Source organism: Vibrio anguillarum, from assembly GCF_003390515.1.
GTDB lineage: Bacteria > Pseudomonadota > Gammaproteobacteria > Enterobacterales > Vibrionaceae > Vibrio > Vibrio anguillarum.
The window spans coordinates 108,080-122,477 of record NZ_CP031478.1 but is presented as its reverse complement, the minus strand read 5'-3'; the positions used below and the strand labels follow the sequence as shown (position 1 = coordinate 122,477).

Below are 14,398 nucleotides of genomic sequence, written 5' to 3'. Positions count from 1 at the left end.
ATTACTTTTTTTGATTAGAGGGAGCGAGCATGGCAATTAAAATTACAATAGCAGACGATTCAAAGATGTCGAGAAAAGCGGTAATGAGGGCGATTCCTGAAGAGTGGGATGTAGAAATCAGCGAAGCCCAAAATGGCAAAGAAGCCCTAGTCAATTACCAAAATGGGTGCGCTGAAGTGATGTTTTTAGATTTGACCATGCCAGAAATGGATGGCTTCCAAGTCCTAGAATATCTGCACAGCGTTGATGCTAAAAGCATTGTCATTGTCATTAGTGCCGATATTCAACCTTTTGCTCAGCAGCGCGTAAGAGAACTCGGTGCAGTCACCTTTTTGCAAAAACCACTTGACCCAGCACAGCTAAAACAAACATTGCACGAGGTAGGACTATTATGACAATGGCACTTTCAGAAGACCATAAAGACGCCCTGCAAGAATTTATGAATATCTCAATGGGCAGAGCAGCAAATAAACTGGCTACCTTACTTAATTTGCACGTCACTATATCTGTACCCAGTATTGGAGTGGCAACGGATGAAGATTTAGCGCAACTGCAATCTTATGAAACCGATTATTACTACACTCGGCAGTCTTTTTTTGGTGGCATGGATGGTGAGTTAGTGACCTTAATGAGCAGAAAAGGCTGTGAACAGATAGTGAGCGATCTAAAACAATCAACAGGTGATGCTCAAGATGTCGTGAGCCTAGAGGAGAGCATTTTAGATATCTCGAATATTTTATCTGGTGCAAGTCTAAAGGGTCTATGTCAGCAAATAGACATAAAAACTAAAATTCAGTCTCCAGTGCTGTTTTATCCGTCAACACAGCCGCTTCCCATTTCTCAGTGGAAGCTATCTTTAATTATGGAAATCTCTTTTTTAGTCGAAAAAGCGTCATTCTCTGCTAAAACCATCATCTGTTTTGCAGACAACGAATTGGACAAGGTACTCATTCACCTCGATGAGTTGATGTAGGAGTTTGGAATGGGAAAAAGCCGCTTACTGCTTTCTGATCTGCTGGATCAACTCTCTTTTGCGTTGTGCATAGTACGACAGGATTACATTATCGTGAAAGCTAATGACTATTTCCAATCCCGAGTCATTTTTGATGGTGATGTGATGCAAGGAAAGAACATACTTGAACTATTTCCTCATTCCGCAGACTACCTTAAACGAAAAATTGATACGGCATTGGTGATTGAAACTTCAAGCTTTAGTAGCTGGGAGCAGAAACCTCACCTATTGCCCTTTAAAAGTTCCCGCCCTGTATCGGGTGAAGAAGAACAGATGTATCAAGATTTGGAGATCATCCCTATTCATAGTGAAGATGGGACTATCGAGCATGTCTGTATATGTGTCTATGACGTAACAATTCAAGCTAGTCAGCAGCAGGAACTTAAGCGCATTTCGCATCAATTAGAGCAAGAACATCAAGCGCAAAAAGTATTGATTAAAAAACTCGAAGATGCACAAGGACAACTACTGCAATCAGAGAAAATGGCCTCTATTGGGCAGCTTTCAGCAGGCATCGCCCATGAGATCAATAATCCAGTGGGGTTTATCACATCCAATATTCAAACACTGAGTGACTATTTTCAAACGCTAGCCGCCGTTTTAGAAGGGATAAAACAGCAGGTTTCACAAGCAAATGATACCGCTCTAGCGGCAAAGTGTGAGTCATTACTACAAGAGAAACAGATTGATTTTATTTTAGAAGATACGGCAGATTTGATTTCAGAATCACTAGAAGGTTCATCTCGAGTAATGGCCATTGTGAAAAATTTGAAAGAGTTTTCACACGTTGATGGTTCTGAATGGAGCTATGCAAATTTGGAAAACTGTATCGAATCAACGCTGAAAATCATCAATAACGAAATCAAATACAACATTACTTTAGAGAAGATATATCAAGAAAACGTACCTGACGTGTATTGCCAGCCAATGCAGATTAACCAAGTTCTTCTTAATATTCTTGTCAATGCAAGTCAGGCGATTGTCGGAGAAGGCACCATCACCATCTCATTAGCTAAGCTAAATGAGAAACAGGTTGAAATTCGCATTAAAGATACGGGAAGCGGTATTCCTGATGCGATTAAAGATCGCATCTTTGAACCCTTCTTTACCACCAAAGCGGTTGGGTCCGGCACAGGATTAGGTTTATCAGTTTCGTACGGGATCATCAATGGTCATAAAGGCACCATTGCAGTTCATAGCGAAGTGAATAAAGGTACTGAATTCATCATTACGTTGCCGATAGACGCAATCGAATTGGCTACACTAGCAATAGAGTGAAAATTATCGTTATTTGATTAGGGAGTATGCATGTGAGTAAAACCCAGCAACAGGAAGAGAATAGACGCTTTCAAGAAGAACACAGCTTGGACTCAACATTTCACTACGTCGTACTTTCTTTGCTAGGAGTTATGTTTTCAAATCAATCACAAGAAGACAAGTTAGATCAGTTTATTACTCATGTTCAGCCTTTATTCCCTAATACACATATCGTGCTATTTTCTTACAATTCTGAGCAGAGGCTCAAGATACTGCGTTCTAGTTTCCCAATCACCGATGCAATGAAGTTAGGCACATACCCGGCCTTAGCCGATACGGAGTTTAGTTACTTCCCTGATTTAGCCAATGATGCGGGGAAATTCTCAGACTATCACAATGACTTTCCTGTTTGGAAAAGTGGCGTTACCTTTTCCGTCTCCTCACTGACGCGGCGCTATAGCCTGTTTCTTGCGCGAACAACGCTGAATGCTTTTGACTTAAGTGAATTAGAGAAAATCCAAGAAGGCATGTTACTGGTTGAGATGGCCTTAAAATTACTGTCGTCTATGCGGGAGAGTAGTAGTGATCTTCAACGAAATGAGCAAGATGCAAAAAGGGTTTCTTTAGGTAAATTGGCCGCCGGTGTTGCGCATGAAATCAATAATCCACTCGGCTTTGTGATGAGTAATTTCAACACGTTAAGTTCCTATCTTGCCCAAGTGAAGGCACACCCAGAGATCCAGCAGATCAACGACCGTCAGTTGGCAGAAATACTTGATGATAGCGAGTCTATCATTGTGGAAAGTTTAGAGGGGCTTTCGCGTATTAAAAACATTGTAGCGAGCTTGAATGTTTATTATCACGAGTCCAAATTATCAGTTGGAATGGTCGATTTAAGAGACGTGGTTAGCTCTGCAACTAATATGGTGTTGGGTGAGATGAAGCTGAAAGCACGCTTAAATTATGAACCTCCTCAAATACCATTTTATGTTCTAGGGCAAACCCATAAGCTCCAACAAGTACTGATTAATTTGTTAGTCAATGCGTTACAGTCATTCTCTCATACTGATGGTGAAGTCACTGTCGCCTTGTATATGGAAAACAGCTTATTAATCGAGAATAAATCGAGTGTCTGTCTATCGGTATGCGATAACGGTAAAGGCATTTGTCCGGAAGATTTAGTGTACGTTTTTGATCCTTTTTTTACCACCAAGCGTATCGGTGATGGCGCAGGACTTGGATTATCTGTTGCGAAAGAAATCATAGAAGAGCACCTCGGGAAAATTGAAATTCAGTCGACGATAGGTCAAGGAACCTGCGTCTATATTCGTTTACCGCTTTATGTTGCACCTCATCATTCGATGAAAGGATTGGGGTAATTGTATGTTTCGATATAAAGAAATTCTGCTTGTAGATGATGAGCCAGCGGTACTTAAAGCTTTAACTCGTGAATTCAAACCGCATTTTTCTGTGGTTCATTGTGCGAGTAGCGGCCTTGAGGCTCTGACTATTTTAGAGCGGCACCCTATCGAAATTGTGATTTCTGATTATCGAATGCCTAATATGGATGGGACAGAGCTGGTCGTCAATATTCGCAATAAGTATCCTCATGTTGTAACCATTATTCTCTCTGGTCAAGCTGACATCAAAGGTTTGTCTCGTGCTTTGAACGAAGGGAAATTGCATCGTTTTCTCCAAAAACCATGGGATAGAGAGGAGCTGATTGAAACCATACGTTTGAGTTTATTGGAGCGTGAAGCATTGCTAGGTAGTGATGTGCTGACGAACTTAAAAAACCGGCGTACGTTAGATGAACAGATTATCGAATTGAAAAAACATGGTGACTCCTCATACGCTTTGGTCATGGTGAATATTGCTAATCTAGACGAAATTAACCATCAATACGGCGGAGCGCTTGGTAATCAATTTATTAAAACGCTGGCGTGGCATCTGAGTGATGGTAATACAGAGCCGGAAACCATATATCGCTACAAAGATAAGCTGTTTATGTGCATTCCATACAGCCCCAAAGGTTATCAAGTTGTGATGCGCCTATGTTCGCGACTCTCTCAGCCTGTTGAAGTCGACACACATCTTATTAAAACCAGATACACGGTTTTGCTCTGTGATGTTAAATCGTTGCATCAAGTCGATGATATATCTATTGCTGACCTTAATGAACGCTCGCGAGTGCGTTTGCACCATCAACTGCCGATTTACTGGCTCGATAGTGATCCTCAATCCCGAGAGTTATTGGCGCTATTTTCCGTATTAAACGATATCGATAGACGCTATTTCTGCGCGTTTTATCAGCCGCAACTGTCGACGGTAACTGGTGATGTTTGTGGATTTGAAGCATTAGCTAGGCGCAAAACAGTTGAGAATGAGTGGCAATATCCAGCCAGCTTCTTACCCATAATTGAGCAGTATGGTTTAACTAAAGTGTTGACCGAAAAAATATTGGAAGACGTACTGATGTTCATCAAACAACATCAGAAACTAATTAAAGATCGAAATATCAGTGTTAATGTGCCTGGGAACATGTTGATAAATGGGCAATTTTACGAATTATTGACTAAGCTAACAACAAAGCTCAGTTGCGGTTTGAATAACTTGTCAATAGAGATAACGGAGCATGACTTTATTGAGGATTTTATTCAGGCGAAACAAGAGCTCAGTAAACTGAAAGGGTTGGGATTGAGCTGTGCACTGGATGATTTTGGAACTGGATATGCGGGCTATGAATATCTGTGCGAAATGCCTTTCGATGTACTTAAAATTGATGGACGATTTGTTCAAGCAATTGGCAAATCAGCGTCCAATGAAGTTATTCTGAGGGCAATGATAGACAGTGCTGAATCACTTGAAATGGGAGTGATCGCCGAATGGGTTGATACTCAGGAGCAAGCGGATAAATTGAAAACCTTGGGCTGTTCCATTATCCAGGGGCATTTGGTGAGTCAGGCATTATCATCAGACGACGTGGTCAGTTATTTGTCTAGAATGGAGGAGGAACGATGGAAAATGTCGCACAAAAAATAGCGATTGGTGGTGATAGACTTAGCCTTCTGCTGCTAGATGATGAGAGCGAAATTCTAAAATCACTAACGAGGGTTTTGCGTACAGATTATGACATAGTTTCTTTTAATAGCGGAAAGGAAGCCTTGGAATATTTAGAGCAACATGAGGTTTCTATTATTATCTCTGATATGCGGATGCCAGAGATGGATGGTGCCGATTTTCTCGCAAAATCAAAAGAATTATATCCTGAGACGATTCGTATCCTGCTTACTGGATATAGTGATATTCAGTCAACCGTCAGGGCAGTAAATTCCGGCGGAATTCATACCTATATTGGCAAACCATGGGATAACGAAAACCTAAAATTGATCGTTTCAAAAGCAGCGGAGTTTTATCGTCTGACAAAAGAGCGAGAACATTTGGCTATCGAGTTAGAAAAACGCAATAGCGAGCTCGAAGTGGTGAATCTAGCCTTGGAAGACAATAATCGTAAGCTGGCTGAATTTAATCAAGATTTAGAGCAGAAGGTAAAAGAGAGAACGTTAGAGCTGCAATCATCTAATAAAAAGTTAGAACATTTATTGATAAGTCGTAACAAGACGTTTAAAGATATACTAGGTATGGTTACTGCGATCATTCAATATCGAACGGGACACCCAGCCGATCACGCAGAGCGTATTGCTAACCAAGCGAAGGTAGTAGCGCAGCGGTTAAAACTACCTGAAAGCCAAGTAAGTCATGTCTACTTGTGTGGTTTGATGCACCAAATAGGATTAATCGGTGCGAAAGATAAAGAACTTGAAAAGTTGATTGTTGATCCAGAAACCTCAATTCCTCAGAGTCCTAACGCCAATTCTGTATTAGGTGCCGAGATTTTAGGCCGAATTAAGCGCTTTGAACCACTAGTTGAGATCATTCGCCACCAAGATGAGTTGTATGACGGTACTGGTAAGCCAGGCCATTTACATGGTGAAGAAATACCTTTGTGTTCACGTATTATTAAAGTGGTTAAAGATTATGACTACTATATTGCATCACCAAATAATCCACGTCGTATGCATACCAAAAGTGCGCAGAGTTATATAAAAGAGCAGGCTGGAACCTTGTATGACCCCACTGTCGTGGATGCTTTTTTAATGGTAGTAACTTCGTTAAAACACTTGGAGGATGGCCTAGAGTTGTGCATTGGTTTGAGTGAAGTGAAACCGGGGATGAAAATTAAGCGTGATTTGTACTTACCCAATGGAAACTTAATGTTGACCGCTGGCAATCAAATTAACTCAGCTTTGTTGGCGAAATTAAAAGAGCTTGAAGAACAGACTAATATGCCAATCGCGGTTTACATCGGTTAATTTAAAAAGAGTGCCGCATCAGCAGCACTCAATTGAATCTTTTATTGTTTTGCAAACAGATAAGTACGGAACCCACCAATCAAGTTACGTGCTTTAAAGCCATTATTGGCCAGTTGGCGGTAGGCTACATTACCGCGTAACCCGACTTGGCAATAAATGATGATCTCTTTGTCTTTGGGCAGTTCATCCATACGTTGACGAAGTTGGTCAACCGGAATATTGATGTCGCCTTTGAGATGATTACCATTTTCACGTTCACTTGGATTACGTACATCCAAAATAATATGCGTGTCACTTAGCGAATCGATTTGATCAAAATGGATGGCTTTTGCATCGCCTTTCATTATATTTGTCGCGACAAAAGCTGCTTGGTTAATCACATCTTTCGCGCTGCCGTATGGTGGCGCGTAAGTCAGCTCTAAGTGTTGTAGTTGTTCTACTGTCATACCTGCACGTTGAGCGACAGCCATCACGTCGATACGCTTGTCGATGCCATCTTTACCAACCGCTTGTGCCCCGAAGATTTTGCCTGATTTTGGATCGAACAGCATTTTGAACGACACCACTTCAGCGCCCGGATAGTAGCTCGCATGGCTGGCTGTGTGAACGTACACTTTTTCGTAATCAACGCCGTCACGTTTTAGTTGCTTCTCATTTTTGCCTGTGGATGCCACGGCTAAGTCGAATATTTTACAGATTGCGGTTCCTTGTGTTCCTTGATAGGTTTCGTTACGACCAAGCATGTTATCAGCTGCCATGCGACCTTGGCGATTGGCAGGACCTGCGAGTGGAACCAGCGTTTGTTTGCCTGTAACAAAATCCTTTTCTTCGATCGCATCGCCGACGGCGTAAATCGCTGGATCGCTGGTCTGCATCTGTTCGTTCACCCAAATGCCACCAAGTTCACCGAGTTGTAAGCCCGCTTCAGCAGCCAGTTTGGTTTCTGGACGCACACCAATCGCCATAATCAGGATGTCAGTGGTGAGTATTTCACCATTGCTGAGCACAAGATCCAGTTCACCTTCGATGTGTTTGTGCTCCAGAGTTTCACCCGATTCTGTGCTAGGTAACGTCGCCGCTGGTTTATATTCGACCGATTTTAAGGCAACACCTAAACGTAAATCGATGCCTTTAGCGCGAATCTCCGCATGAGCAAAGCCCGCCATTTCACTATCGACAGGTGTCATTACCTGATCAGCCATTTCGATCAGCGTGGTTTTGATACCGAGGTGATGGAACGCTTCCATCATTTCCAAACCGATAAAACCACCGCCGACGACAGTTGCATGCTCAGGTTTATTCATTTGCAGCGTCTGGATGATTTTATCCATATCTGGAATGTTGCGCAGCGAATGGGTCAGTGGGTTTTGAATCCCAGGAATCGACGGGACAATAGGACCCGCTCCAGGGGAAAGCAGCAAAAAATCATAGCTTTCTTGGTACTCTGACTGATCGAGCAGATTGCGTACAGTGATGGTTTTCGCTGCACGATTAATGCGCAGCACTTCATTCATAGTGCGCACATCTACATTAAAACGCGCTAAAAAGCTTTCCGGTGTTTGTAGCAGCAAATTGCTGCGCTCTTTGATGTCACCGCCAATGTGATATGGCAAGCCACAGTTAGCAAATGAAACGAAGGGGCCCCGCTCAAACATAATGATTTCAGCTTCTTCGCTGAGTCGACGAGCACGAGCCGCTGCGGATGCACCACCCGCGACACCACCAATAATCACAATCTTAGTCATAAATTACTCCAGTAAAATTAAACAAAAGCGGCATGGTAAGGTAAGTAAATCCTCAGTGCAGGCCAAGCTTTTTCAAGAAAAAGGCCGCTGGACAAATCCCTGTGAAAGCGCTTTGAATTAAGTTCACTCCAACAAATACCGTTAGCCAAATAAAGTTTGAATGGACAAACACAGTTAAAACGATCGACAGCAGTACCATGCTGCCCGCCAATATTCTTACCCCATTTTCAATCGTCATGTTGTTACCCTCCGTTGTAAATTAAAGTCACTATAAATTTATTGATTAGCAATGTCTAATGTTAATTTATCTAATTTTGGATAAGCTAAATAAGCGTTGACTAAATCTCATTCATTAGTATTATCTAATTAAATGCAATGCGAAGGGGGAATGATGGAGATCACATCAGTCAATGTGGAGCAAATGAAAACAAATGCGATAGAGGTTTCAGAGTTGCTTAAAACGATGGCCCACCCTGAGCGTTTGATGGTGCTTTGCCAGTTAATTAATGGTGAGGTGGGCGTTGGAGAATTGCAGCAAAGCTCGATGTTAAGTCAATCAGCCTTTTCGCAACATTTAACCGTGCTTCGTAAGCAAAATATGATCAAAGCAAGAAAGGAGTCACAGCAAGTCTTCTATTCGCTATCGGATCCGCGGGTTGTACAGCTTATTCAAAGTTTGCAGACTGTTTTTTGTAATTAGTTCATTTGTCATAGGTTAAAAGGATAAATAATGTTGTTTTCTATTCCTTGGGAATCGTTGTTAGGTGGTGTTTTACTAGGGATATCAACTTCACTCATGTTGCTGTTTAACGGCAAAATTGCTGGGATAAGTGGGGTATTAACGGGATTGATGACGCCTAAAACGCGTGATTTTGCATGGCGTTTGTTATTTGCACTTGGCATGGTAACTGGTGGTGCTATTGCCGTTTGGTTTTTAAATGCACAAGTGCCGCAAACTTTTAACTTTAATAACGGTGTTTTGGCGCTTGCTGGCCTATTAGTTGGGGTAGGCACTCGATTAGGAAATGGTTGCACCAGTGGCCATGGCATCTGTGGTGTTGGTCGACTATCCACTCGCTCTATTGCGGCGACAGGTACCTTCATGGGCGTTGCTGCCATTACTGTGTTTGTACGCCTTCATCTTCTATAAGTGAGTCAAAATGAATCAGATGTTGTTTAGATTAACCTCGTTAGTGGCAGGTATTTTGTTTGGTGCGGGTATGGTTATCTCAGGAATGGCCAATCCAGCCAAAGTCGTAGGTTTTTTGGATGTGGCTGGTGCTTGGGATCCAAGCTTAATGTTTGTGATGGGAGGCGCATTAGCCGTTTTTATGCCGACCTATTTCATCGTTATTAAAGCAAGACAGCAGCCTATAAACGCAGAAAAATTCTGTTTAGCGACGACTCGCAGTGTTGATACCCGGCTTATCTCTGGTGCTGCGATTTTTGGGTTAGGTTGGGGATTAGTGGGCATCTGTCCAGGGCCAGCACTATCAAGCCTTGCACTGGGTAATATTGAGGTATGGCTATTCTTTGTCTCAATGATGGTTGGGCTTGGTGCAACTAATTTGTTGATCTGCATTAAGAATAATAAACAACAGCAAACGCAAACGGTTTAATCTAACTAGAATTCAATAAGCAAGTGGAATCGTAACGATCAACATGAGGGATGGGTATGAAAAGGCGAATTTGGATTGCGTGTATTGCCTTAATCACGAGCGGTTATTGGGCCGTTGGCTATGCTGATGATCGTTATATCGTGACCTATGAGCAGATACCACATCAGATTGCATTTGAAGGTGTTGTCCAGCCAGTTAACAAAGGGACAGTTGCGGCTCAAACCTCTGGTCGAGTCGTTGGTGTGTATGTCGACGTTAACGATTTTGTTAAAAAGGGCGACGTGCTATTAGAAATCAGCGCTATTCAGCAATCGGCTTCTTTAGACGCATCTCAAGCTCAGTTAACCAGTGCAGAGGCTCGAAATCGTGAAGCTCAAGCTCAACTAAAGCGTTATCGACTGCTGTTTCCTAAAGGTGCGATTTCACAAGACCAAATGGATGGCGCTGAAGCTCAAGCTCGAAGTGCTGCTGCGGCCGTCAAGGCGGCAAAAGCCGCGGTCGTGCAGGCGAAGGAGTCACTTGGATACACCAATATTACCGCCCCTTATGATGGTGTCGTGACGGAGCGACATGTAGAGCTGGGTGAAACGGTGGCTCCGGGTACTGCGCTGCTCAGTGGTTTCTCATTCAATGAGTTGCGTGTTGAAACGGCCATTCCGCAGCGCTATCAGCCTGCAGTCACCAATGTTGCTCAATTCCAAGTCATTATGCCTACGGGCGATAAAATAACCCCAATCGATTACAGCTTATTCAGTTATGCCGACCCTCAATCACATACATTCAAAATCCGTCTTGAACTGCCTCGTGTAGATCAAACTAACAAGCTCGGGCAAGTGATGCCAGGAATGTGGGTCAAGACAGAGTTTAATTATGGTCAACGTGAGGTGATGCTCATTCCTGTTGCCGCTGTGATTCGCCGAGCAGAACTGAGTGCCGTATATCGCATCGTTGATGATAAACGACTGCTAAATCCAGTGCGATTAGGGCAAACCTATGGTGAATATGTGGAAGTATTATCTGGCTTGGAACAAGGCGATACGGTTGCAAGCCGTGTATTTACACAAGTAGGTGAGTGATATGGATAATCGTTTAGGCGTCTCAGGACGTATTGCCAAAGCTTTTCAGACTTCAGCGATGACGCCGTTGCTCGCGATTGTTGGGTTACTGATGGGCGTTTTTGCGGTAATGGTTACTCCTAAAGAAGAAGAGCCGCAAATCGATGTGACCTTTGCCGATGTGTATATTCCTTTTCCCGGAGCTTCTCCGGCGGAAGTGGAAAGTTTAGTGACGAACCCAGCAGAGCAGATCATCTCTGAAATTGAGGGAATTGATAAAATTTACTCTTTTTCACAACCCGATGGTGCGATGATTGTGGCTATTTTTGATGTCGGCGTTCCTAGAAACGACGCCGTGGTTCGTATTTATAATAAACTCTATTCCAATAAAGATTGGATGCCAAAAGGCGTTGGGGTGGGCGAGCCGATCATTAAACCTAAAGGCATTGAAGATGTGCCTATCGTCAGCATTACGTTATCCGATAAAACGGGTACTTTGGACAACCAGCAGTTAACGCAAGTGGCCCATGGTTTAGAAACAGAGCTCAAACGCATTGATGGTACACGAGATATTTATACGATAGGTCGCCACCCTACTATTGTTGATGTACGTTTAGACCCCGTTAAAATGAACAGCTTTGGCATCACGTTAGATCAACTGAATCAGCATCTTCCTGCGGCGAACCACAGCTCTCCAATGTTGAAACTGACGCATGAAAATCAGCAGTTTCCCGTCCAAATTGGTCAGTTTTTAACAAAAGTTGAAGAAGTAAAGCAATTGGTGATTGGGCTGCATAACCAGACACCGATATATTTAGCGGATGTCGCTACGGTTCAATTGGGTGTTGATACATCAACCCAACAAGTTTGGACCAGTGATAAGCAAGGTATTTATCCAGCAGTTACCTTAGCCATCGCTAAAAAAGGAGGCGAAAACGCCGTTCGTGTGGCTGAGATGGTTGAAGCTCGAGTTGCAGAACTTGAAAATCAGTTAATTCCACACGGAATCAGTGTTGAAATCACGCGTGACTACGGGAAAACCGCCGCCGATAAAAGCAATACATTGATCGGTAAATTGATTTTTGCAACCACTGCAGTCGTTATTTTGGTGGTTATTGCGATGGGATGGCGCGAGGCTATCGTGGTCGGTATGGCTATTGTTGTCACCTTGATGATGACACTGTTTGCATCATGGGCATGGGGTTTTACACTCAACCGGGTCTCGCTTTTTGCGTTAATTTTCTCTATTGGCATTTTAGTGGACGATGCCATTGTTGTTGTGGAAAATATTCACCGTCATATGGCGTTAGGTAAGCGCAAACTGGCGGATCTCATTCCTACGGCGGTTGATGAAGTGGGTGGACCCACAATCCTTGCTACCTTAACCGTGATTGCCGCACTGTTGCCAATGGCCTTTGTCTCTGGGCTTATGGGCCCGTATATGAGCCCAATTCCCATCAATGCTTCGATGGGAATGCTGATTTCATTGGCGGTTGCATTTGTCTTTTCACCTTGGTTAGCGGCCAAGTTTCTTAAGCCTTCATCGCATCAAGCACAATCTCAATCAACTCAGGGTATTTTTCACCGAATCATGAATCCTTTCGTGGTCTCGGCTGCACAAAGACGTAACCGCTTTTTCTTGATGCTTGCGGTATTTGCGCTTATTGCTGGCTCCCTATTATTGCCAATCACGAAGGCCGTGGTTTTAAAAATGCTGCCTTTCGATAATAAATCAGAGTTTCAAGTGGTATTGGATATGCCTGAAGGGGCGTCGCTTGAGAAAACGCAACGCGTTTTATTTGAACTTGGCGCGGTGTTAAATAGCGTGCCTGAAGTCAGTGGGTATCAGATTTACGCAGGTACAGCCGCACCGATCAACTTCAATGGCCTTGTGCGTCATTATTTTATGCGCAATCAAGCCAACCAAGGTGATATTCAGGTGAACCTGTTAGGGCGAAAAGAGCGCGATAAAGATAGTCATACGATTGCAAGTGAAGTACGCCCAAAGCTTAATGAGGTTGCCAGCCGATTTGGCGGTAAAGTCAAAGTCGTTGAAGTTCCACCGGGGCCACCCGTTTGGTCACCTATTTTAGCGGAAGTTTATGGTCCGACACATGACATTCGGGCACAAGCGGCAAGGATGCTACGCGGGATCTTCCACGAAACAGCGGATATTGTCGATATCGATATGTATCTACCGGAAGTGCATCAAAAATGGCAAGTAGTGATTGATCGCAGCAAAGCGTCACACTATCAAGTACCTTATGCTTCGATAGTCGATGCTTTGGCGACGGCCGTCGGTGGAAAGCCGATCACCTATTTGCACAGTGAGCACAGCAAGTACCCAATCCCCATTCAAGTGCAAGCTAGTGAAAACGCCAAAGTCCGATTAGATCAAGTGTTGAACATGAAAGTAGCGAGCACTGCGGGCAGTGCATATCCATTGTCTGATTTAGTCACTATTCGCCAAACTCAAATGGATGACTACATTGTGCATAAAAACCTGTTACCAATGGTGATGGTGGTGGCGGATATGACGGGTGAAACAGACAGCCCCTTATACGGAATGTTTGACATGGCGTTCAACATCAATGCACTTGGTCTACCTGTGGAACAGTATTATATCCACCAACCTACAGGGTTAAATGGTGTCGAAATATTCTGGGATGGTGAATGGACGATCACTTATGAAACATTCCGCGACATGGGCATTGCCTACGCGGTTGGGATGATCCTTATTTACTTACTGGTTGTCGCGCAGTTTAAGTCCTACCTTGTTCCGTTGATCATTATGGCTCCAATTCCACTGACGATTATTGGCGTCATGCCCGGCCATGCGTTACTTGGTGCTCAGTTCACCGCCACGTCGATGATTGGGATGATAGCACTCGCGGGGATTATTGTACGTAACTCCATCTTACTGGTTGATTTCATTAATCAGCAGGTTGAAGAAGGTGTGGCATTTTCCGAAGCGGTTATTCAGTCTGCGGCTGTTCGTGCTAAACCCATCATGCTTACCGCTTTAGCGGCCATGATCGGGGCGGTATTTATTTTAGATGATCCCATTTTTAATGGCCTAGCCATTAGCCTGATTTTCGGCATCTTTGTTTCTACCGTCTTAACTTTATTGGTTATTCCTGTTTTGTATTATACGGTTATGCGTCATTGATCTTTCTGTTCTAACTATTCCCTTGTTCTAACTATAAAAAGGGCGCTGAGTAGTCAGCGCCCTTTTTGTCAGCTTTAAAATGTCAGCAGGCAATGGATATTAAAAATGCAGTTTTAAATAGGTAGATTACGGATAAATTCGCTATGATTATAACTAAAGGTGTTTCAT

The 14,398-nt window shown here is 43.2% G+C and carries 13 protein-coding genes; 11 read left to right on the top strand and 2 right to left on the bottom strand.

Translation table 11 applies throughout. The features are described 5' to 3' along the window. The first annotated feature begins 29 nt into the window (after positions 1-29). The 6 genes from DD616_RS00505 to nosR are packed head-to-tail and all read left to right on the top strand — an operon-like array spanning position 30 to position 6,642. Positions 30-395, top strand: coding sequence for a response regulator (locus DD616_RS00505; RefSeq protein ID WP_013867878.1), 366 nt, complete (start codon positions 30-32; stop codon positions 393-395). Then, positions 392-973 (top strand): chemotaxis protein CheC, encoded by a 582-nt coding sequence (locus DD616_RS00500; RefSeq protein ID WP_013867877.1) that lies wholly within the window; start codon positions 392-394, stop codon positions 971-973. Before DD616_RS00505 ends, DD616_RS00500 begins: the two co-directional genes overlap by 4 nt. A gap of 9 nt (positions 974-982) precedes the next feature. After that, positions 983-2,290, top strand: a complete 1,308-nt coding sequence (locus tag DD616_RS00495) for a sensor histidine kinase (protein WP_017047214.1) — start codon at positions 983-985, stop codon at positions 2,288-2,290. A 26-nt stretch (positions 2,291-2,316) separates the two neighbouring features. Beyond that, positions 2,317-3,648 carry a sensor histidine kinase gene (locus DD616_RS00490; protein WP_105976311.1) on the top strand — a complete coding sequence of 444 codons (1,332 nt, stop codon included), beginning with the start codon at positions 2,317-2,319 and terminating at the stop codon, positions 3,646-3,648. Between the two features lie 4 nt (positions 3,649-3,652). Next, a complete protein-coding gene (locus DD616_RS00485) occupies positions 3,653-5,311 on the top strand; it encodes an EAL domain-containing protein (protein ID WP_208871533.1) in 1,659 nt (552 codons plus the stop codon). Then, positions 5,287-6,642, top strand: coding sequence for a response regulator c-di-GMP phosphodiesterase, NosR family (gene nosR, locus DD616_RS00480; RefSeq protein WP_013867873.1), 1,356 nt, complete (start codon positions 5,287-5,289; stop codon positions 6,640-6,642). Before DD616_RS00485 ends, nosR begins: the two co-directional genes overlap by 25 nt. 41 nt (positions 6,643-6,683) lie before the next feature. On the opposite strand, the gene DD616_RS00475 is transcribed toward nosR, so the two are convergent. Together DD616_RS00475 and DD616_RS00470 are read right to left on the bottom strand one after the other, a co-directional pair. After that, positions 6,684-8,387 carry an FAD-dependent oxidoreductase gene (locus DD616_RS00475; RefSeq protein WP_019280889.1) on the bottom strand — a complete coding sequence of 568 codons (1,704 nt, stop codon included), beginning with the start codon at positions 8,385-8,387 and terminating at the stop codon, positions 6,684-6,686. Positions 8,388-8,439: 52 nt separating this feature from the next. Beyond that, positions 8,440-8,625 carry a YgaP family membrane protein gene (locus tag DD616_RS00470; RefSeq protein ID WP_017042380.1) on the bottom strand — a complete coding sequence of 62 codons (186 nt, stop codon included), beginning with the start codon at positions 8,623-8,625 and terminating at the stop codon, positions 8,440-8,442. 132 nt (positions 8,626-8,757) lie between these two features. On the opposite strand from DD616_RS00470, the gene DD616_RS00465 reads away from it, so the two are divergent. The 5 genes from DD616_RS00465 to DD616_RS00445 are packed head-to-tail and all read left to right on the top strand — an operon-like array spanning position 8,758 to position 14,230. Further along, complete coding sequence (locus DD616_RS00465) at positions 8,758-9,087, top strand: ArsR/SmtB family transcription factor (RefSeq protein WP_013867870.1); 330 nt, start codon at positions 8,758-8,760, stop codon at positions 9,085-9,087. Between the two features lie 30 nt (positions 9,088-9,117). Beyond that, a complete protein-coding gene (locus tag DD616_RS00460; RefSeq protein ID WP_013867869.1) occupies positions 9,118-9,537 on the top strand; it encodes a YeeE/YedE family protein in 420 nt (139 codons plus the stop codon). A gap of 10 nt (positions 9,538-9,547) precedes the next feature. Beyond that, complete coding sequence (locus DD616_RS00455; RefSeq protein WP_013867868.1) at positions 9,548-10,006, top strand: YeeE/YedE family protein; 459 nt, start codon at positions 9,548-9,550, stop codon at positions 10,004-10,006. A 56-nt stretch (positions 10,007-10,062) separates the two neighbouring features. Beyond that, complete coding sequence (locus DD616_RS00450; protein ID WP_026027865.1) at positions 10,063-11,082, top strand: efflux RND transporter periplasmic adaptor subunit; 1,020 nt, start codon at positions 10,063-10,065, stop codon at positions 11,080-11,082. A gap of 1 nt (position 11,083) precedes the next feature. Beyond that, on the top strand, positions 11,084-14,230 hold the full coding sequence (locus tag DD616_RS00445) for an efflux RND transporter permease subunit (RefSeq protein ID WP_208871532.1): 3,147 nt from the start codon (positions 11,084-11,086) through the stop codon (positions 14,228-14,230). The last annotated feature ends 168 nt before the right edge of the window (positions 14,231-14,398 follow it).

What these genes read in the sequence shown, in the direction of transcription:
- DD616_RS00470 (WP_017042380.1), bottom strand. Translation starts at nt 8,625, where the DNA reads ATGACGATTGAAAATGGGGTAAGAATATTGGCGGGCAGCATGGTACTG.
- DD616_RS00455 (WP_013867868.1), top strand. Translation starts at nt 9,548, where the DNA reads ATGAATCAGATGTTGTTTAGATTAACCTCGTTAGTGGCAGGTATTTTG.
- DD616_RS00485 (WP_208871533.1), top strand. Translation starts at nt 3,653, where the DNA reads ATGTTTCGATATAAAGAAATTCTGCTTGTAGATGATGAGCCAGCGGTA.
- DD616_RS00500 (WP_013867877.1), top strand. Translation starts at nt 392, where the DNA reads ATGACAATGGCACTTTCAGAAGACCATAAAGACGCCCTGCAAGAATTT.
- DD616_RS00505 (WP_013867878.1), top strand. Translation starts at nt 30, where the DNA reads ATGGCAATTAAAATTACAATAGCAGACGATTCAAAGATGTCGAGAAAA.
- nosR (WP_013867873.1), top strand. Translation starts at nt 5,287, where the DNA reads ATGGAAAATGTCGCACAAAAAATAGCGATTGGTGGTGATAGACTTAGC.
- DD616_RS00495 (WP_017047214.1), top strand. Translation starts at nt 983, where the DNA reads ATGGGAAAAAGCCGCTTACTGCTTTCTGATCTGCTGGATCAACTCTCT.
- DD616_RS00490 (WP_105976311.1), top strand. Translation starts at nt 2,317, where the DNA reads ATGCATGTGAGTAAAACCCAGCAACAGGAAGAGAATAGACGCTTTCAA.
- DD616_RS00450 (WP_026027865.1), top strand. Translation starts at nt 10,063, where the DNA reads ATGAAAAGGCGAATTTGGATTGCGTGTATTGCCTTAATCACGAGCGGT.
- DD616_RS00475 (WP_019280889.1), bottom strand. Translation starts at nt 8,387, where the DNA reads ATGACTAAGATTGTGATTATTGGTGGTGTCGCGGGTGGTGCATCCGCA.
- DD616_RS00460 (WP_013867869.1), top strand. Translation starts at nt 9,118, where the DNA reads ATGTTGTTTTCTATTCCTTGGGAATCGTTGTTAGGTGGTGTTTTACTA.
- DD616_RS00445 (WP_208871532.1), top strand. Translation starts at nt 11,084, where the DNA reads ATGGATAATCGTTTAGGCGTCTCAGGACGTATTGCCAAAGCTTTTCAG.
- DD616_RS00465 (WP_013867870.1), top strand. Translation starts at nt 8,758, where the DNA reads ATGCAATGCGAAGGGGGAATGATGGAGATCACATCAGTCAATGTGGAG.